Source organism: Deinococcus multiflagellatus (assembly GCF_020166415.1).
GTDB lineage: Bacteria > Deinococcota > Deinococci > Deinococcales > Deinococcaceae > Deinococcus > Deinococcus multiflagellatus.
Map to the genome: position 1 here is coordinate 161,691 of NZ_JAIQXV010000001.1, position 17,946 is coordinate 179,636.

Annotated in this window: 14 protein-coding genes; 7 read left to right on the top strand and 7 right to left on the bottom strand. The window is 70.4% G+C overall.

Features of this window, described 5'->3' with window-relative positions; translation table 11 throughout:
* The first annotated feature begins 70 nt into the window (after positions 1-70).
* From K7W41_RS00795 to K7W41_RS00815, 5 genes are all read left to right on the top strand, one after another.
* Positions 71-3,484: a glycosyltransferase gene (locus K7W41_RS00795; protein WP_224603764.1), complete on the top strand. Its 3,414-nt coding sequence runs from the start codon at positions 71-73 to the stop codon at positions 3,482-3,484.
* Between the two features lie 154 nt (positions 3,485-3,638).
* Complete coding sequence (locus tag K7W41_RS00800) at positions 3,639-4,118, top strand: hypothetical protein (protein WP_224603766.1); 480 nt, start codon at positions 3,639-3,641, stop codon at positions 4,116-4,118.
* A 256-nt stretch (positions 4,119-4,374) separates the two neighbouring features.
* On the top strand, positions 4,375-4,767 hold the full coding sequence (locus K7W41_RS00805; RefSeq protein ID WP_224603768.1) for a low affinity iron permease family protein: 393 nt from the start codon (positions 4,375-4,377) through the stop codon (positions 4,765-4,767).
* 582 nt (positions 4,768-5,349) lie between these two features.
* Positions 5,350-5,673 carry a ComEA family DNA-binding protein gene (locus tag K7W41_RS00810; RefSeq protein ID WP_224603770.1) on the top strand — a complete coding sequence of 108 codons (324 nt, stop codon included), beginning with the start codon at positions 5,350-5,352 and terminating at the stop codon, positions 5,671-5,673.
* A 99-nt stretch (positions 5,674-5,772) separates the two neighbouring features.
* Positions 5,773-6,957 carry an AI-2E family transporter gene (locus K7W41_RS00815; RefSeq protein WP_224603772.1) on the top strand — a complete coding sequence of 395 codons (1,185 nt, stop codon included), beginning with the start codon at positions 5,773-5,775 and terminating at the stop codon, positions 6,955-6,957.
* 221 nt (positions 6,958-7,178) lie between these two features.
* Here the strand turns inward: K7W41_RS00815 and K7W41_RS00820 are convergent, their stop codons facing one another.
* Positions 7,179-7,784, bottom strand: a complete 606-nt coding sequence (locus K7W41_RS00820; protein WP_224603774.1) for a DedA family protein — start codon at positions 7,782-7,784, stop codon at positions 7,179-7,181.
* Entirely contained in the window at positions 7,781-10,120 is a 2,340-nt protein-coding gene (locus tag K7W41_RS00825; RefSeq protein ID WP_224603776.1) for a glycoside hydrolase family 15 protein, read from the bottom strand. Before K7W41_RS00825 ends, K7W41_RS00820 begins: the two co-directional genes overlap by 4 nt.
* A gap of 158 nt (positions 10,121-10,278) precedes the next feature.
* Between K7W41_RS00825 and K7W41_RS00830 the strand changes: the two genes are divergently transcribed.
* Positions 10,279-10,722: a cupredoxin domain-containing protein gene (locus K7W41_RS00830; protein ID WP_224603778.1), complete on the top strand. Its 444-nt coding sequence runs from the start codon at positions 10,279-10,281 to the stop codon at positions 10,720-10,722.
* A gap of 508 nt (positions 10,723-11,230) precedes the next feature.
* On the opposite strand, the gene K7W41_RS00835 is transcribed toward K7W41_RS00830, so the two are convergent.
* Positions 11,231-12,049 carry an ROK family protein gene (locus K7W41_RS00835; protein ID WP_224603780.1) on the bottom strand — a complete coding sequence of 273 codons (819 nt, stop codon included), beginning with the start codon at positions 12,047-12,049 and terminating at the stop codon, positions 11,231-11,233.
* Entirely contained in the window at positions 12,046-13,491 is a 1,446-nt protein-coding gene (gene zwf, locus K7W41_RS00840; protein ID WP_224603782.1) for a glucose-6-phosphate dehydrogenase, read from the bottom strand. The genes K7W41_RS00835 and zwf overlap by 4 nt, the downstream gene beginning before the upstream one ends.
* Positions 13,492-13,693: 202 nt before the next feature.
* Here zwf and K7W41_RS00845 point away from each other — a divergent pair, with 202 nt between their 5' ends.
* The gene (locus tag K7W41_RS00845) at positions 13,694-14,362 is read left to right on the top strand and encodes a phosphatase PAP2 family protein (protein ID WP_224603785.1); all 669 of its coding nucleotides are present in this window, start codon (positions 13,694-13,696) and stop codon (positions 14,360-14,362) included.
* A 46-nt stretch (positions 14,363-14,408) separates the two neighbouring features.
* On the opposite strand, the gene K7W41_RS00850 is transcribed toward K7W41_RS00845, so the two are convergent.
* The 3 genes from K7W41_RS00850 to recG are packed head-to-tail and all read right to left on the bottom strand — an operon-like array spanning position 14,409 to position 17,929.
* The gene (locus tag K7W41_RS00850; RefSeq protein WP_224603787.1) at positions 14,409-14,774 is read right to left on the bottom strand and encodes a DUF705 domain-containing protein; all 366 of its coding nucleotides are present in this window, start codon (positions 14,772-14,774) and stop codon (positions 14,409-14,411) included.
* A complete protein-coding gene (locus tag K7W41_RS23665) occupies positions 14,771-15,589 on the bottom strand; it encodes a HEAT repeat domain-containing protein (RefSeq protein ID WP_224603789.1) in 819 nt (272 codons plus the stop codon). The genes K7W41_RS00850 and K7W41_RS23665 overlap by 4 nt, the downstream gene beginning before the upstream one ends.
* Positions 15,590-17,929, bottom strand: a complete 2,340-nt coding sequence (gene recG, locus K7W41_RS00860; RefSeq protein ID WP_224603790.1) for an ATP-dependent DNA helicase RecG — start codon at positions 17,927-17,929, stop codon at positions 15,590-15,592. It lies immediately after the preceding gene.
* Positions 17,930-17,946: the final 17 nt, after the last annotated feature.

Genomic DNA, 17,946 nt, shown 5'->3' on the forward strand with positions numbered 1-17,946 from the left:
GGCCAGGGACGGACTGCTGGCTGACCCCGGGTTTGAGCTGGGCGTTAACTGGGCCGCCTAGCGTGGCCGCATGCCTGAACCCACCTCTGGTCCCACCCCTGAACGCGCGGGGGGTGAACCCGCTGTCCGGGCCGCCCCAGAGCAGGCGGCGGCCAGCACCTGCCCGCCGCAGGCCGCCCCCGTGTTCTTTGACCCGGCCGGGCGCCGCCGCCGGGGCATCAATGGGCTGGCCGCCATTCTGGGGGCCACGCTGCTGTGCTCGGCGGGCGTGACCCTGCTGGGGCTGTGGCAGCCCGACGCCCTGCCGGCCCTGCACCTGGGGCACCACGCCCGCGAACTGCGCGCGCTGCAGACTTCGCGCTCTCAGGAGGGCCCGGAGGCCGGCTGGAGTGGGGGCGGGCCCGGTCAGGCCGCCCCGCTGCAGGTCACGGGCTTTTTCGTGGCCTGGGACGACAACAGCCTGTCGTCCCTGAAACACAACCTGGGCGCGCTCGACGTGCTGGCGCCCGAATGGTGGCACCTGGGCGCGGGCGGGACGCTGGTGCCGGAATCGCCGGGCAAGAACGCGGGCATGCTGGCCTACGTGGCCCGGCACCGGCCAGGGCTGCCCATCACGCCGCTGGTCAACAACTACGATGCGCAGCGTCAGGACTGGGCCTCGGCGCGGGTGGCGGCGGTGCTGCGTGCCCCGGGCCCGCGCGCCGCCCTGGTCGAGCGCCTGCGCGCGGGCGTGGTGGCCAACCATTTTGCGGGCCTGAATCTGGATTTCGAGAACCTGCCGGGCAGTGCCCAGCCGGCCTACGTGGCCTTTGTGGGCGAACTGGGCGCGGCCCTGCACCGCGCGGGCAAGACCCTGACGGTGGACGCGCCGCTGGACGACCCGGCCTTTGATTACCGCGCCCTGGGCCAGCGGGCCGACAGCGTGCTGTTAATGGCCTACGACGAGCACGAGGACCGTTCGGAGGCCGGGCCCATCGCCTCGCAGGGCTGGGTGCAGCGCCGGGTGGCGCAGCGCCTGCGCGAGATTCCGGCCAGCCGCCTGAGCGTGGCGCTGGGCAGCTACGGTTACGACTGGGGCGCGGGCACGGCCAGCGAACTGTCGTTTCAGGACGCCCTGTCGCTGGCCCAGGGCGCCCAGGAAACGCCACACCTGGACCGCCGCGCCCTGAACCCCACCTTTGCCTACGCCGACGAGGCCGGGCGGCCCCACCGCGTCTGGTATCTGGACGCCGCCAGCACCTTTGACGCCGCGCAGGCCCTGCGCGCGCTGGGGGTGCGCCGCGTGGCAATGTGGCGCCTGGGCACCGAGGACCCGGGGGTGTGGACCGCGCTGCGCAGCGCCCCGGCGCAGGTGGCGCGCGCCCTGTCGCCGCTGCAGGCGGGTTACGACATTGATTACCAGGGCAGCGGCGAACTGCTGCGGGTCAGCGGCCACCCGCACCCCGGCGCGCGCCAGCTGACCCTGGACCCGGCCACGCACCTCGTGACCGCCGAGCACCTGACCACCTTTGCCACGCCGTACGTCATTCAGCGCTGGGGCGGGCGCAATCCGCGCCAGGTGGCCCTAACCTTCGACGACGGCCCGGACCCGCTGTATACCCCGCAGATTCTGGACATTCTGAAACGCGCCCGCGCCCCGGCCACCTTCTTCGTGGTGGGGCTGCACGGCGAGGCGCACCCCGAACTGCTGCGGCGCATGGTGAACGAGGGCCACCAGCTGGGCAGCCACACCTTCACCCACCCGGACCTGAGCCTGGTCTCGCGCCACCAGTTTGCCCTGGAACTCAACGCCACCCAGCGGCTGATCGAGGGCGAAACCGGCGTGCGCACCCTGCTTTTCCGTCCGCCCTTTGCCGAGGATGTGGAGCCCGAAACCCCCGATCAGGCGGGCATTGTGGAGGGGGCCAGCCGCCTGGGGTACTACATCAGCGGCATGGGCATTGACCCCGGCGACTGGCGGCGGCCCGGGGCCGACCAGATCGTGCAGCAGACCCTGGCCCAGCTTGCGGCGGGCAACGGACAGGTGGTCTTGCTGCACGACGGCGGGGGCAACCGCGCCCAGACCGTGCAGGCCCTGCCCGCCCTGATCGCGGCGCTGCGGCACCGGGGCTACGAACTGACCACCGTGTCGGAACTGGCGGGCATTCCCCGCGCGCAGGCCAATCCGCCGGTCTCGGCCGGGCAGCGCTGGCTGGCGCGGCTGCTGGGGGCCAATTTCACGGCGCTGGGCTGGCTGGGCCGCCTTCTGGACGGGCTGTTCAAGGTGGGCGTGACCCTCAGTGTGCTGCGCCTGCTGGTCGTCCTGGCCCTGGCGCTGCGCGAGGTGGCCACGCGGCGCGCGGCGCCCGCCCCGAGCCCGGACGCCGCCCTGCCGGACATGACCGTGATTGTGCCCGCCTACAACGAGGCGCGGGTGATTGGGGCCACTATCGCCTCGCTGCTGGCCTCGGACCTGCCGGACCTGCGGGTGTACGTGGTGGACGACGGCAGCACCGACGGCACCGCCGAGGTGGCGCGCGCTGCCTACGGCACCCATCCCCGGGTGACCATTGAGCGCATTCCCAACGGCGGCAAGGCCCATGCCCTGAACCACGCCCTGGCGCAGGTGGACAGCGAAGTGGCGCTGTTTCTGGACGCCGATACCCAGGTGAACCCCGAAGCCGCGCGCCTGCTGCGGCGCCACTTTGCCGACCCCCGGGTGGTGGCGGTGGCGGGCAACGCCAAGGTGGGCAACCGCGTGAACCTGCTCACGCGCTGGCAGGCGCTGGAATACATCACCGCGCAGAATGTGGAGCGGCGGGCCCTGGCCCAGTTCAATGCCATCAGCGTGGTGCCCGGCGCCATTGGGGCGTGGCGGCGCGCGCCGCTGCTGCGCCTGGGCGGCTTTCACCACGACACCCTGGCCGAGGACGCCGACCTGACCATGCGCGCCCTGCGGGCGGGCTACCGCGTGACCTACGAGAGCGGCGCCGTGGCCCGCACCGAGGCCCCCGAAACCCTGCGCGCCTTTGTCAAGCAGCGCGACCGCTGGATGTTCGGCACCCTGCAGGCCACCTGGAAACAGCGCGGGGCCCTGCGCAGCCGCGCGCGCGGCCTGGGGCTTTTTACGCTGCCCAACGTGGTGCTGTTCCAGGTGCTGTTTCCCCTGGTGGGCGCGCTGCTGGACCTGAGCTTTGTGGTGTCGCTGGCCTGGGCCCTGCTGCAGTGGCCCTCCCACCCGGACGGCGGGTTCTCGCCCACGGGCCCCGTGCTGCTGTTCACCGGGCTGTTTCTTCTGATTGACCTGTGCGCCGCCGCCCTGGCCTTTGTGCTGGAACCCGGCGAGGACTGGCGGCTGCTGCCGCTGTTGTTGCCGCAGCGCATCGTCTACCGCCAATTGCTGTCGTACGTGGCCGTGCGCGCGACCCTGGCCGCCCTGAAGGGCAAGCCGCGCGGCTGGAACAAGCTGGAGCGCAGCGGGCGCGTGGCGGGTGCCAAGGCCTAGCGGGCGCCGCCAGACCTGCCAAGGCCAGCGCCGCCCACGGGACCAGTCCGGGGCGGCGCTGGCCCTGGCGGGTCTGGCCCCCGGTGCCGTGGGGCCCAGCACGCGGCCCCACCGATTTCATGCCCGCTTGATCTGCGCAGCGGAGGCTGGGCGCATGAGCAAAATGTCACGTCCGCTGCTGCTTCTCGCTTCTGTCGCGCTGGCGGCGGGGCCGCTCAGTACCTCGCACGCGCTGCTGGACAAGACCCGGTTCGTGGCGCACCTGGGCGTGGCCTACTACGCCTTCCACCACTGGGTGCTGGCGCCCTACACGGCCGGCAAGTTCGCCAGCGGCGCCTCTGGACGTATGGGCGCACTGGCCAAGGGCGGCCTGGCCCTGCTGTTTGCCGCCCACGAGGTGAATGTGGCGGGGAAAGTGGCCCACAACAGCCCCGATCCGCTGCTGCAAAAGCTGGACGGCGAACTGGCGAAGGTGCAGGGGGCGTTTGGCGAGGTGGGCAACCGCTTCAAGCAGGGCCAGTTCTCTGAGGCCGATGTGCGCGCCCTGGAAAGTGCCACAGGCGCCCTGAGCCAGGGTTCGGCGGCGGCCGGGCAGCCCATCAGGGACATCGCCGCCCCCATTCCGGGGCTGTAAACGGCGGGAGGGTCAGTGGGCGGGCCCAGAAGGTGGGGGCCCGCCTTTCATCTGCCGTTGACCCCGCCGCCGCAGGCTTGGGCGGGCCGCTGATGGCCTGTGCTGGCTTCAGGCGGCTGCAGGGAAACAGAGGGCGTGGGTGGGCGCCACTGGCCTCGCCCACCCGGGGCTCTCTCGCGGCGGGAACAGCCGGTTTCCCCAATCCAACGCTGCTCCGCTTCGCTGCGTCTTTCTCTGCTTCAGGAGGTGGTCGCCCATGTTCACCCTCTCGGCCCGCCGGGCCCGTCCGCGTTCGCGCCGGCTGGAAGCCACCTTTCAGCGGCTGTCCCGGCGCATGGCCGACTTCAGTGGCACCGCCGTGGCCTTCTGCCTGGCCTGCCTGAGCCTGATGCTGTGGCTGGTCACTGGCCCGCTCTTTCACTTTTCAGATGCGTGGCAACTGGTCATCAACACCGGCACCACCATCGTGACCTTCCTGATGGTCTTCCTGATTCAGAACGCCCAGAACGAGGATACCCGTGAGCTGCATGCCAAGCTGGACGCCGTGCTGCAGGAACTGCGCGCCGAACGCGGCATGATGCACGACCCAGGGCTGCTGGCCCTGACCCCCGACGAGATTGTGCAGGAGGTCCGCGCAGGCGACGACTGAGCCGGGTGGTTCTCCATGTCCAGCACGGGTGCGGAGAGCGGTCAAGCGAGGCGGGTAGATCATGCGGAGAAGGTTGTCTGGGACGCAGCGCACGCTCATGCTCCTGGCATCGCTGCCCTGCGAGTTCCCCGCCAGGGGAGAGGTAGAAAAACAGCGTGTTCGGCGGGCCGCTCTCTGTGGGTTGCTCAAATGCGCCTAAGTCTTGCTGGCGGGGTTTCACCGCTCGTTGGATTCGGCCTTCATGGCAGTTGGAAGACAGAACGCCGCGCCCAGGCAGGTGACAGGTGCTGGCCTTGTTCGCCGGGCTGTCCAATCCCACCCCGGAGCCAGAACGTGGCCCCGCCGCCCCTTTGGTGTTGTTGTCCTTTCTGGCGGCCCAGTACGCAGAACGCAGAGCCGTGGTGGGAAAGCCGCAGGGCGGCTGTGTGTTCCGCTGCCAGCGCCCGTCTTGCCTGCTTGTGCCCTTTCCAGAGAGCCAGAGATGGGCAGGACTTCCCTGTTCACACGCCGTCCTCGCTGCCCCTCCCCGGGTTTCATTCGAGCCTTAGCTCACCTTTCTAGAGTGCGCCCCGGAGGACTTCCATGAACAAGACCCACGTTTTCGCCGTTGCCGCCGCCCTGCTTCTGCCCACGCTGGCTTCGGCGCAGACCATGCCCGCCGCCAAACCTGCGGCGACCACAGCGGCGGCCAAACCCGCCGCGCCCGTCACACTCACCCGCACGGCGGTCCACATCAACAGCGCCAGCACCAAGACCCTCATGACCCTGCCGGGCGTGGGCACCAAGGTGGCCGCCGAGATCATCAAGAACCGCCCCTACAGGGATGCCAAGGCGCTGATCGTCAAGGTGAAGGGCCTGGGCCAGAACAACGTCCAGAAACTGCTGCCCCTGATCGACTTCAAGTAAGCCGGACCCTGGCGGCTGCGGCCTTGCCAACGCAGCTGCGCAGGCCAAGCACAGCACAATGGCCCGCTGGGCGCCGCTCCCGTCAGGAGGCAAGAAAGCATGACGGTTTCACCCAACCCACCCCCGGCCCCGCCCAGCACCGTGCGGCGGGTGTGGCGCTGGCCCTGGCTGCAGGTGCTGGTGTATCTGCTGGCGCTCTGGGTGGTATGGCGGCTGCTGGTGCACCTGCACCCGCTGGTGCTGAGCGTGGCGGTGGCCTACCTGATCGCCCACCTGGCCAACCCCCTGCTGGTGCGCCTGGAAGCGCGCCGCGTGCCGCGCCCGGTGGGGATTGCGCTGCTGGTGGCGACGCTGCTGGCCGTGCTGTCAGGCGTGCTGCCCCTGATGGGCACGGTGCTCAAAGAGGTGCAGCTGCTGGGCCGCCAGCTGCCCACCCTGACCGGCAACCTGGAAACCATCGCCCACGGCCTTGTGCAGCGCTTCCCGGTCCTGCGCGGGGCCCAGGCCCAGCTGGACAGCTGGATTCAGACCCTGCCCAACCAGCTGAGTGCCGAGCTGGGCGCGCTGCTGTCGCCCAAGGGGGCGCTGGTGAGCGGGGTGGTGGGCGCCGCTGGCTGGATAGGCCGCGCCTTTGTGACCCTGATTATCAGCGTGTACATGATGGCGATTTACCCCAGCATGGGCCCGTTTCTGCTGCGCCTGCTGCCGGTGCGTTTTCAGCCGCTGGCGCAGGACATCAGCGAGCATGTGTCCAGGGCGGTGGGCGGTTACTTTCGCGGCCAGCTGACCGTGGCGGTGATCATGGGCGTGATAATCGGCGTGGGCCTGAGCCTGCTGGGCCTGCCCTCGGCGCTGGCGATTGGCTTTCTGGCGGCGCTGCTGAACATCGTGCCGTACCTGGGGGTCATTCTGTCGGTGATTCCCGCGCTGCTGCTGGCCCTGCCGTTTGGCCTGCTGAAGGTGGCGGCGGTGGCCGCGCTGTTCGTGGGCGCCAACCAATTAGAGGGCCATGTGATCGCCCCGCGCGTGGTGAGCCAGAACACGCACCTGTCGTCGCTGGCGGTGCTGCTGTCCATTCTGTTCGGGGTGGAACTGTTTGGCCTGATGGGCGCGGTGGTGGCGGTGCCCACCGTGGCCGCCCTGAAGTCCCTGCTGGACGCCTATTACTACCGCAGCCCGTCGTACCGGGCGCAGCCAGCGGCCGGGCGAAGGGAAGAAGGGCCCCCAGGCCCAGCCGACCCCGGGGCGCCACCCCCTGGGCCCGGGGGCGTGGCCCAGGGTTAGCTGGGGCAACCGAGAGTGGGAACCACATGACCTGCAGGTGAACCATTCAGGTCAACTGGGGCGAACGAAGTGACTGTCCGCCACAACAGCATTTGGCGCGACGTGAAGGAGGGTGCTTCCCTCCCCTCAATGGAATGGCAGACTGCTGTCAGGCTGCTGGTGCCGCCACCCTCCAGCCAGCGCCCGTGCAGGGCACGCCCCTCGTTCGCCCCAGAAGGCTCCTACCCCTCCTTCAGCGCGCTCCGGCGGGTCCAGGCCCAGCGGCCCAGGGCCCACAGCAGCGCGCCGCCGGCCGCCGCCAGCAGGCCCGCGTGGCCCCAGCGGTCCAGCAGCGGCAGCAGGGCCGGGCCGCCTTTCCAGAGCAGGGTCTGCCACACACCCACATGCAGGGCGGCGCCCAGCAGGCTCAGGCGCAGGTAAGGGCCAAAGGGATAGGGGGCCGCGCCCGCCACCAGCGTGACCGGCGTGCGCAGGCTGCCGATGGTGCGGCTCAGGATGATCAGGCCCGCGCCGCCCCGGGCCAGCAGGCGCTCGGCCCGCTCGGTGTGGCGCTGCGCCAGCCGGGGGCCCAGCCACGCCCGCCAGCGCCGGGCCGCGTGGTAGCCCAGCAGGCTGCCCAGCCAGTTGCCCAGCGTGCCCCACAGCAGTGCGCCGCCCAGCGTGGCGTGGCCCGCGTCAATGGCCGCCGCCTGCGCCAGCATGGGCACCACGCCGGGCACCCCGGGCACGCCCGCGCCTTCCAGGGCCAGCAGGCCGAAGGTGGCGCCGTTCAGCAGCGCCGGGTTCAGCGCCGCAAGCCACAGCCGCAGGCTTTCGGGGTGGGTCATGTGGGGGTCAGGGCCTGGGCCGGCGCGTGCTGCAGCGCCACGCGGTGGTCCTGGCCTTCCCAGCCGGTCTCGAAGCGGCGGGTAAAGTGCAGGGTGTCGTGCGCCGCCAGCGCCTCGGCCCCCAGGCACACCTGCCACAGCCCAAAGGGGCCGGGCTGGGCCGCTGCCTCCTGCACGTCCTGCCAGCCGTCCCAGCCGTAGTGCAGGGTAAAGGGCACCGGGCTTTCCAGGCGCAGGTCCCGGCCCGGGGGCAGCGCGGCGACGGGCGTTTCGTTGCGCCAGCGCCATTCGGGGGCTGGCCGGGCGTGGGCGTAGCGGTCCTCGACGGCGCGCAGCAACTCAAAGGGCCGCCCCGACTCGCGGGCCAGCAGCAGCTTCAGAAACTCGGCGTGGCTCCAGACCAGCGGCATGGCGCTCCCCGAGGGCCGCCCGGGAAACAGGCCCCGCTCCGGCAGCGCCGGGCCGTCCCAGACCTGTTCGGGCAGCAGGCCGCCGTCGCTGGCGCAGTGGGCCATCGCGCGCAGGTAGGGCAAGGCGTCCTCGCCCGCCTGCAGGGCCAGGTGCCCGCGCTCGCCGGCCAGCAGCGGCCACAGGCGCCCGGTGCCGTTGCCGTCAAAGGGCCGCCCGTCATCGTGCTCGCCGTAGCCGTCGTGGTTGTAGCGGCGGTACAGGTCGCCGCTGGGCGTGCTCACCCGCAGCACCCGGTCCACCACCCGCAGCGTGTCCTGCACCCGGGGATCGGTGACGTGGCGCAGGCCCAGGCGCGTCAGGTACGAGAAATCCAGGCTCACCAGCGCCGAGGCCAGCAGCGTCTCGCCCAGGCGGTTGCGCAGCAGCACCTCGCCGCCCAGGCCACCGTCCTTTTGCGGGGGCGCCAGGCGCACGTAGTAGCCGCGCACCCCATGTTCGCGGGCCAGCGGCGTGTCTTCCACGTAGCACCAGCCCTCCAGGCGCTCATTCCATTCGTCGGCCAACCGCAGGGCCTCGTCCTGCTGGTCGGGCGCCAGCCACGGCGCGCCCGCCACCAGCGCCGCAATGGCCACCGCCACCGTAAACGGATTCACGCCGGGGTTTTCCTCCCAGCGGTCCTGGTCGCTGGTGGGGCCGGTGCGCGCCACAAACCCCAGGGCGCGGCGCACCATCTCGGGGACCCCCGCCGGTTCGGGGTCGCCCAGTTCGCGCAGCTTGGCGGCCAGCAGCACTGGAAAGGCCGTTTCGTCCAGCTGCAGCCCGGTCCAGAACGGATCGCCGCTGGGATAGCTGTTCTGCGCCCAGTGGCCGTCTTCCTCCTGCGTGGCCACAAAGCGCGCCAGGATGCGCCGGGCGTCGTCCAGCTGGCCGGCGGCCAGCAGCGCAAAGGCCGCCAGCGTGGCGTCGCGCGGCCAGACAAGGTGGTAGCCGCCCAGCGTGTCGGTGGCCTCGCCCCAGGGGGTGCTCAGGCTGGCGACCACCGCGCCGGGATAGGTGGTGTCCTCGTGCATCTTGAGCACCGCGGCGCTGAACTGCGCCAGCGCGCCCAGTTCGGGGTCGGGCGCCGGAAAGGGCAGATGCCGGGCCCACTGCGACCAGCCGTGCAAAAACGCGCCGCGCGCCGCGTCTGCGCCCTCGGCGAGGCTGGCGCGCGCCAGGGTGTAGGCGCCGCGCGCCGTGTTGGAAAACCCCAGCGCCAGCACGCCCTGGGGCCGCGCCAGCGCCAGGCTCAGGGCCACGTTGCCCGGCCCGGCCTTGGTGTACGCCCAGGTCAGGCGGCCGTGGGCCTGCAGGTCCTGCCAGCCGTCCGACACCCCCACGATGCCCGCCGAGGCCTGACGCAGCGGGCTGTCGGCGGTCAGACACAGCACCCGGCGGTGACAGTGGGCAAAGCACGCGCCGTCCACCCAGGCCACGTTGTCGTGCCCGTCGCCATTCAGGTGGGGCGCGGCCACCACCGCCAGGGTGTAGGGCCCCTGCAGTTCGTAGCGCACCAGCAGCACGTCGCGCAGCGGATCGGGCACGACCTCCAGGGTCAGCTGGTAGTCCGCGCCCGTGTGGACCACGGTGGGGAGCGGCAGAAACGGGGCGGGAACACTGAGGGTGTAGTGGGCGGTGCGCTTCAGGTCCACCCAGCCGCCCTCGCCCACCAGATAGAAGGTGAGGTCGCGCAGTTGCGGCTCGCCGGTCGAGGGCCAGTAGACCTCGTTCAGCACGCCGTGGCCCAGGGTGACCCACACCCGCGCCTGCCCCAGGCTGGTGGTCACGAAATCCTTGTCGCTGCTGCTCCAGGTGGGCGCCAAGCCCGGGGCGCCCGGGGCCAGCGCGTCGTCGCCCACCAGCGCGAACGAGGGAAGGTCGCTCATGGGTGCATGCTGGTCGCCGCGCCTGATGCCCAGATGAAACCCGGCCGCCCAGAGAACATGCGCCGCGGTGCCTCCCTGTTTCATCTGGCCCTGAGCTGCGCCCGGTATGCCTGAAGCCGCGCGCCGGGCCCCCCCCCGGCTGCCCGAAGGAGCCCCCCATGAAAACAGTTCCGCTGACGCTGACCCTCCTGAGCACCCTGGGCACCGTGCAGGCCGCCAGCCTGAACCTCACGATGTCCGACCTGAAGTTCACGCCCGCGGCCCTGACCCTGAAAGCGGGCCAGCCCGTGACCCTGCGCCTGAGCAATACGGGCAAGGTGCCCCACGAACTGCAGATCTACGCCAAGCCCCGGGTGGCCCCCACCACCGAAGCCGCCTGGGACGCCTACATGAAAACGCACACGCTGTGGCAAGGGGCCAAGAACCTGCGTCTGATCCAAAATGGCAAGGCCGTGGGCGGCACCTTCTTTGAGGTGGTGCTGGCCCCCGGCGCCCAGGCCACCCTGACCTTTACCCCCACCAAGACCGGGGTGTTCGAGATGGCCTGCCACATGCCCGGCCACTACGAGGGCGGCATGAAGGGCACCGTGACCGTGAAGTAGGCAAGCGGCTCAGAGCGGGGGATCGGGGACGGGCCAGGGGACTGTCAGACGGCGCACCCGAGCAAGAGGGAGGTCCGGCCCTTGGCGCGGGGCATCGCAGGGGAACTCCCATTTCTTTCCTGGACGTTCCGGCAAGCCGTCTCATCAGTGGTGCAGCTAGTGGTCAAGCGTGCTGGGCGGTTCATGGAAGAAAGGTCTTCTGGGACGCCCCACTCGCTGCCCCCTCTGCTCCGCCGCTGTTCAAGCCCCAACCCCTGCGGCGCCGCTCTGCGCGTCCCCCATGAGGGGGGAGGGGAACAACAGCGTGTTTGTCAGGCTATCCTCTGTGGCCTGCTGAGACCGTCCGAAACACTGCGTCACACGGCTTCCGGATGATCCGTTCCAGCCCTCCGCGTCGCTGCGGTGATTCCACCCCTCTGCGTCACCGTTTTTCCCTCTCTGCCGCTCTGCGCGTCCCTTCGGTCGGAAAAACGCCGGAAGCACGTGACGGAAGGTTTCGGCAGTCGTGTCACTTCGCCTTCACTGTGCGCCGCCGCGCTGGGCGGGTGGGCACTTCGGCCGCGCTGGTCGCCGCCCGGTCGGGGCGCGCCTGTCTGTGGGGGCGTGGGCGCGCGTTCAGATCGTCGGCCCACAGCCGGAATCCCCCCACAAAGGCGTTGCTGTTGTCCCCCAGACGCACCCCGGCCGGCAGGTGATCCAGATGCCCTTCCAGCAGCGCTGCGTTGCCGCCGCCCAGCACGGCCTCATCGGGTGCCAGGGCCTGCATCAGCAGCGCGGTGACCCGGCCCACCTCCCGGCGCCACGCCTTTTTGCCCAGCCGTTTCAGGCCGCGCAGGCCCACGTAGTCCTCATAGGTTTTCTTGCGGTAGGGCAGGTGGGCCAGCTCCATGGGCTCCAGCACCCCGTCCACGATCAGGGCGGTGCCCAGCCCGGTGCCCAGGCCCAGAAACAGCAGCGAGCCGCCCTGGTAACTGCCCAGAGCCTGCATGGCGGCGTCGTTGATCAGCTTCAGGGGGCAGCCAAACGCGCGGGCGTAGTCAAAGCCCACCCAGCCCGGCCCCAGGTTCGCCGGGTTGTGGACCGGCTGGCCGTGCAGCACTGGCCCCGGGTAGCCCACGCTCACCGCGTCAAAGGTCCAGTCGTCCACCAGGGCCTGTACGCCGCGCACCATCGCTGCTGGGGTCAGCTCGGGCCCCGAAACGAAGCGGCGCCGCTGCTCCGGGTCCAGGCCGCTGCGCAGCACCTTCACATGCGTGCCGCCAATGTCCACGGTCAGGACGGTGCGGGGCGCAGCGGGCGCTGGGCGGGCCGCGCGGGCGCGGCTCATTCGCCCACCGCGCTGGCCTGCCGGGGCGCCGAGGCCGGGCCGGGCGGCGGGTCCAGGGTGCCCCCCTCGGCCGGGTCGGGGTTGACCCAGGGACCGTCCGGGCCCAGCAGGGCGTCGGCCTGCGGGGGGCCCCAGCTGCCCGGGGCGTAGGGCCACAGGGGCGCGGCAGAGCCCAGCACGTCCTGCACGATGCGCCAGGCTTCTTCCACCTCGTCCTCGCGGGCAAAGAGGGTCAGGTCGCCGGCCAGGGCGTCGCCCAGCAGGCGCTCGTAGGGGGCCAGCCCGTCCCAGTGCTGGCGGTGCAGCACGAGTTCATCCGCCTCGCCATGAAGCCCGGCGCCGGGCCGCTTGGTGTTCAGGCCCAGCGTGACCTGCACGCCCGGTGTCAGGTGCAGGCGCAGAAAGTTGGCGCTGGGGCGCGCGTCGCCAAACATCTGTTGCGGCGGCGGCTTGAAGAACACGGTGACGGCGGTGGCGGTCACGGGCAGCCGCTTGCCCACCCGCACGTCAATGGGCACGCCCGCCCAGCGCCAGGAGTCCACATGAAAGCGCAGCGCCGCGTAGGTCTCGACCTGCGAACCGGGCGCCACGTCCGGCTCCTGGGTGTAGCCCTGGTACTGCCCGCGCACCACCTCGCCCGGGTTCAGGGTGCGCACCGCGCGCAGCAGGGCCGCCGCACTGTCGCGGATGGCGTCGTGGTCGGCGTGGGCGGGCGCGTCCATCAGCAGCAGGCTCAGCACCTGCAGCATGTGGTTTTGCACCACGTCGCGGATGGCTCCCACTTCCTCGTAAAAACGGCCCCGGCCCGCCACGCCAAAGGTTTCGGCCATGGTGAGCTGAATCGCCTGCACATGGTCGCGGCTGAGCAGCGGTTCCAGAAACCCGTTGGCAAAGCGCAGGTACAGCAGGTTCTGCACCGCTTCCTTGCCCAGGTAGTGGTCTATGCGGAACACACTGGCTTCACTGAACACCTGATGAATGGTGCGGTTCAGCGCCTGCGCGCTGGCGAGGTCGTGCCCAAACGGCTTTTCCACCACGATGCGCGCCCCTTGGGCACAGCCGCTGGCCGCCAGGGCCTGCGTGACCGGCCCGAACAGGCTGGGCGGAATGGCGAGGTAATGCAGCGGATGCTGGGCGGGCCCCAGGGCCGCGCGCAGCGCCGTAAAGGTGGCTGGGTCGTGGTAATCGCCGTCAATGTACTGCAGTTGCGCACACAGCCGGGCAAAGGCCGCCTCGTTCACGCCGCCGTGCTCCTGCAGGCTGGCGCGGGCGCGGTCTTGCAGCTGCGCCAGCGTCCAGCCCGACTTCGCTACCCCAATAATGGGCATGTCCAGCAGGCCGCGCGCCAGCAGGCCCTGCAGGGCCGGGAAAATCTGCTTGTAGGCCAGGTCACCCGTTGCCCCGAAGAACACCAGGGCGTCGGCCGCTTGCGTGGGGGTCATGCGCGCCACCGTAGGGGCCCCCGGTGGCGCCCAGATGAAATGCTCTGGCAGGCAAGGGCGGCGCAAGGCAGGCCCTCTGGAGAGTGTGCCCTCACGCGGGGCCTCTGCCGCGAGGCTTCCGCTCTCCTGGCCCCGCCCCTGCGGTCTCCACCGAGGGCCACATTCCATCCCACACTTAACTCGTTCGGGCAGGCTGGCCGCCATGACTCTGGTCCGCCCCTGGCTCTGGCCCGCGCTGCGGCGCTACGTTCTGGGCATTCTGCTGCCTCTGGTGGTGCTGGGCCTGCTGGCTGAGGACGTGCTCGAACACCAGCGCGCCGCGTTCGAGACGCCGCTGCTGCTCTGGCTGCATGCCCACACGCCCCCCGCCCTGATCGCCCTGAGCCTGGCGCTGCACACCCTGGGCAGCCCCCCGGTGATGGCCGTGGTGTTTGTGCTGATTCCCGCGTGGCTGTGGCAGCGCCGCCGGCCAGCCGACGCGGCCAGCGCCCTGCTGGGTCTGGGCAGCGCTGTGGGCACCGCGTTTGTCATGAAGCTGCTGTTTCACCGCGCCCGGCCAGAACTGTGGCCCCGGCTGGTGGCCGAAACGGGCGCCTCGTTTCCCAGCGGACACGCCACGGTGGCCGCTGCCCTCGCCACCTGCGTGGCCCTGCTGCTGTGGCGCACGCCGCTGCGCTGGCCGGGCGCGGCGGCTTGCCTGCTGTACGCCCTGCTGAGCGGCGCCGCGCGCCTGGCCCTGGGGGTGCATTACCCCAGCGATGTGCTGGCGGGCTGGCTCACCGGCTGGGTGTGTGTGCTCAGCGCCCACAACGTGGTCCATGCCCCCTGGGGCCAGCGGCTGTGGCGCCCCCTGCTGCGGTCGGTGCCTTGAACGGTCAGAGGTTTAAGGGGCTGGACAGAGAGGAACGCGAGAGACCTTACCCCTCCTCGTGACCGCCCGGTGGTCTGGAGGCCAGGCGCGCGCGGTACTCCGCCACGCTGGCGCCCGCGCAGCTCAGGGGATGCACCTGCACCAGTCGGCGCCACGTCTGCACTGGCTGATCGTCCAGCAGCACCTGCGGTTTGGGCAGAAAGGCCGTAAACAGCGCCTCCAGCCCCACCTCGCGCGCACTGGCGCGGGCGTAGGCGGCGCCGCCCGAACTCCAGCAGTACAGCTCGGCCCCCTGCGCGGCCAGTTCGCGCACATGGGCCACCGCTGCCGGAATGGGAATGCGGGAGCGCCCAGCGTTGCGCACCAGGGTTTCGTCCACATCCACATAAACGACCAGCGGGGGAGGGCTCATGCTTGCGCCTTCAGTCGGGACCGGGCGACTCGGGCCACTTCAGGCTCGGTGTCGGAGGCCAATCGAACGAGCAGGGCCGGCGGGCATTTGGCGTTATAGGCCACCCTCAGCCTGACCGATTCATCCGGGTCATTGGCCAGTTGCGCCAGCGTTTCTGGTGGGCAGGCGCGGCGAGTGGCGACCATCCAGCGGACGCGCGGGTCAGGGTCGCTGGAGAGTCGGGTCAGCACTTCTGGCGGCACGGTCTTGTTGCGCGCCACCCAGAACTTCATCTCTGGGTCCAGGGCCATCACGGCGGTCCACACTTCGGGACTGGCCCGGCCGTGGGCCGCACGCTGATAAAGCTCAGGATCAGTGCCGTTTCGCAGGTCCAGAAATTCCTGCGCACTGGCGATCTGATGGTTCCGCTCGGCTGTCCGCACCAGGCGCTGGGCCCAGTGCCGGACCCGCTGCGTTTTTCCAGTCTGCGCCAGGGCTCGCAGCTCAGCGTTCAGCTGACCCGCAAACTGGCAATGCTCGGTCCAGCGCAGGGCATGTTCTTCCCAGTAGGCCGCGCCCCACTGCAGCCCCAGCCGGAGGGTGGGCACCAGGGGATAGGTTGCGGCCAGGGCCTCTGGCAGGGCGGCGGCCCGAAGCCGCGCCTGCAGGTCGTCATGGAACCCGGCTGGATCGCCTTCCAGCAGCGTCACCATGTTGGGCAACAGCCCTATCTTGACCGGCACAAAGTCATCAGGTGGGCGCAACACCCCCCACTCGCCCTGCACCACGCCGACGGGCAGGCCAAGCGTCAACACCTGCGTAAACGGCGCCGCCACCTAAATCACTTCCCTGAACGCCACGCTCTGGCTGCGGTTTTGCAGTTCGCTGCGCAGGTACTGCAGGCGGGGGTGCTCCAGCCTGGGGTCGTGGGCCAGGATGTGCTTGGCCAGTTCGCGCGCCTGCTCGATGATCTCGGTGTCGTTGGCCAGGTCGGCCAGGCGCAGGTCGGGAATGCCGCTCTGGCGGGTGCCGCGCAGCTCGCCGGGGCCGCGCAGCTTCAGGTCGGCTTCGGCAATCACAAAGCCGTCGGTACTGCCCTCAATGATCTTCAGGCGCTGGCGGGTTTTCTTGCTGTGCTCGCCCGCAATCAGCACGCAGTAGCTCTGGGCGCTGCCACGCCCCACCCGGCCGCGCAACTGGTGCAGCTGCGCCAGCCCAAAGCGTTCGGCGTTTTCAATGACCATCACCGTGGCGTTGGGCACGTCCACGCCCACCTCAATCACCGTGGTGGACACCAGCACGTCGAACTCGTGGGCGCGGAAGCGGTCCATCACATGGTCCTTCTCGGCGGCGCTCATCTTGCCGTGCAGCAGATCAATGCGGGCTTCTGGGAGCATGGTCTTCAGGTCGTCGGCCAGCTGGGTGGCGGCCAGCAGCTCCAGATTCTCGTTTTCCTCGATCAGGGCGGTGACCACGAAGGCCTGCCGACCTTCACGAATCTGGCGCATCACGAAGCCGTACGCCTGCTGCCGGGCGGTGTCCTGAATCAGCTTGGTTTCGATGGGCGTGCGGCCGGGCGGCAGCTCGTCAATGATGCTGAGTTCCAGGTCGCCGTAGGCGGTCAGCGCCAGCGAGCGCGGAATGGGCGTGGCCGACATCACCAGCACGTCGGGGCGCCCGGCCAGCAGCTTGCGCCGCTGCTGCACGCCAAAGCGGTGTTCCTCGTCCACCACGGCCAGCCCCAGGTTGTCAAAGCGCACGTTCTCCTGAATCAGCGCCTGGGTGCCCACCACCACGTCCACGTCGCCCTGGGCAATGCGGGCTTGCATCTCCAGCTTGGCCTTGGGGGTCATGGCGCCAATCAAGAGGCCCACCCGCACGTCCAGCTTCCCCAGGTAACCCACCAGATTGGCATAGTGCTGCCGCGCCAGGATCTCGGTGGGGGCCATCAGGGCGCCCTGGTAGCCGTCGCGCACCGCCAGATACAGGGCGCAGGCGGCCACAGCGGTCTTGCCGCTGCCCACGTCCCCCTGCACCAGCCGCGCCATCTGGCGTTCACCCCGCATGTCGTCCGTGATTTCCAGCAGCACCCGCCGCTGGGCGTTCGTGAAACGGAAGGGCAGCGCGGCCTCGAAGGTATAGATGTCGTCCCCTGTGGCCTGAAACCGTTTGCCTTGCAGCACGGCGTCCTCGCCCTGCAGCAGCAGGCGCAGTTCGAGGAACAGGTACTCGTCGAAGCGCAGCCGGGCGCGCGCGCGGCCCAGGTGGCCCTCGTCGTGCGGAAAGTGAATGCCCCACAGGGCGTCGGCCAGATCGGTCAGGCGGTACTTCTGGCGCCAGTGGGCGGGCAGGTAATCGTCCAGCGGCACCGCCTGGAGAGAGCGGTGCGCGGCGCGGCGCAGAAACTCCTGTGAGATGCCTTCCTTGCTGTCGTACACGCCCACGATGCGCCCTGTCGAGAGGCTGTCCTGCGCGCCATCCACGGTTTCCAGGTGCTCCACGCCCAGCTGCACCGAGCGGCCAAATTTCTTCACCCGGCCAGTCAGCACCAGCCGCGCGCCTTCTTTCAGCTGCCGCTCCACCCAGGGCTGGTTAAACCAGCTGGCGCGCACCCGCCCCCCGGCGGGCGTTTCCAGCGTGACTTCCAGAATCAGCATCCCGGGCTTGGGGCTGCGGCGTGATTTGGCGACCACGCGGCCCTCCACGGTCACCTTCTGGCCTTCCTCCACTTCCGAGAGGTCCGGCAGGGCCCGGCGGTCCTCGTGGCGGTGGGGGTAGGCGTGCAGCACGTCGCGCAGCAGGTGCAGGCCCAGCGTGTGCAGTTTGCGGGCACCACCGGGGCCGGTGTCCAGCCGCTCTACCGGGGCGTCCGGGGGCAGGCGCTCGCCGGGGGCAGCGGCAGGCACCGCCACCCGGGCCGCGCGCGCTGGCTTGGCGGCAGGTTTGGCGGCCTCACTCAGCAGGGCCAGGGCCCGTTTCAGGGCGTCCTCGCGCTCCGGGAGGTCCAGCGCGGCGTAGCCCGCCAGCACCTCGCGCACCTTCGGAAAGGGGTTCCCCAGCGGCGAGGCCAGCAGTTTGTCCATGCCGCCCGCCACCACGCGGTTCTGGCAGCCCGAGGCCAGCTCTGCCGACAGGGGCCGCCGCAGTTTCTCCCGGAGTTCCGCCACGGTCGCCATCGCCCGCCCAGGCTAGC

Bases quoted from the DNA above. Each gene is read 5' to 3' on its own strand.
- K7W41_RS00815 (WP_224603772.1), top strand. From the start codon at position 5,773: ATGACGGTTTCACCCAACCCACCCCCGGCCCCGCCCAGCACCGTGCGG.
- recG (WP_224603790.1), bottom strand. From the start codon at position 17,929: ATGGCGACCGTGGCGGAACTCCGGGAGAAACTGCGGCGGCCCCTGTCG.
- K7W41_RS00800 (WP_224603766.1), top strand. From the start codon at position 3,639: ATGAGCAAAATGTCACGTCCGCTGCTGCTTCTCGCTTCTGTCGCGCTG.
- K7W41_RS00820 (WP_224603774.1), bottom strand. From the start codon at position 7,784: ATGACCCACCCCGAAAGCCTGCGGCTGTGGCTTGCGGCGCTGAACCCG.
- K7W41_RS00825 (WP_224603776.1), bottom strand. From the start codon at position 10,120: ATGAGCGACCTTCCCTCGTTCGCGCTGGTGGGCGACGACGCGCTGGCC.
- K7W41_RS00795 (WP_224603764.1), top strand. From the start codon at position 71: ATGCCTGAACCCACCTCTGGTCCCACCCCTGAACGCGCGGGGGGTGAA.
- zwf (WP_224603782.1), bottom strand. From the start codon at position 13,491: ATGACCCCCACGCAAGCGGCCGACGCCCTGGTGTTCTTCGGGGCAACG.
- K7W41_RS00835 (WP_224603780.1), bottom strand. From the start codon at position 12,049: ATGAGCCGCGCCCGCGCGGCCCGCCCAGCGCCCGCTGCGCCCCGCACC.
- K7W41_RS00845 (WP_224603785.1), top strand. From the start codon at position 13,694: ATGACTCTGGTCCGCCCCTGGCTCTGGCCCGCGCTGCGGCGCTACGTT.
- K7W41_RS00850 (WP_224603787.1), bottom strand. From the start codon at position 14,774: ATGAGCCCTCCCCCGCTGGTCGTTTATGTGGATGTGGACGAAACCCTG.
- K7W41_RS00805 (WP_224603768.1), top strand. From the start codon at position 4,375: ATGTTCACCCTCTCGGCCCGCCGGGCCCGTCCGCGTTCGCGCCGGCTG.
- K7W41_RS00830 (WP_224603778.1), top strand. From the start codon at position 10,279: ATGAAAACAGTTCCGCTGACGCTGACCCTCCTGAGCACCCTGGGCACC.
- K7W41_RS00810 (WP_224603770.1), top strand. From the start codon at position 5,350: ATGAACAAGACCCACGTTTTCGCCGTTGCCGCCGCCCTGCTTCTGCCC.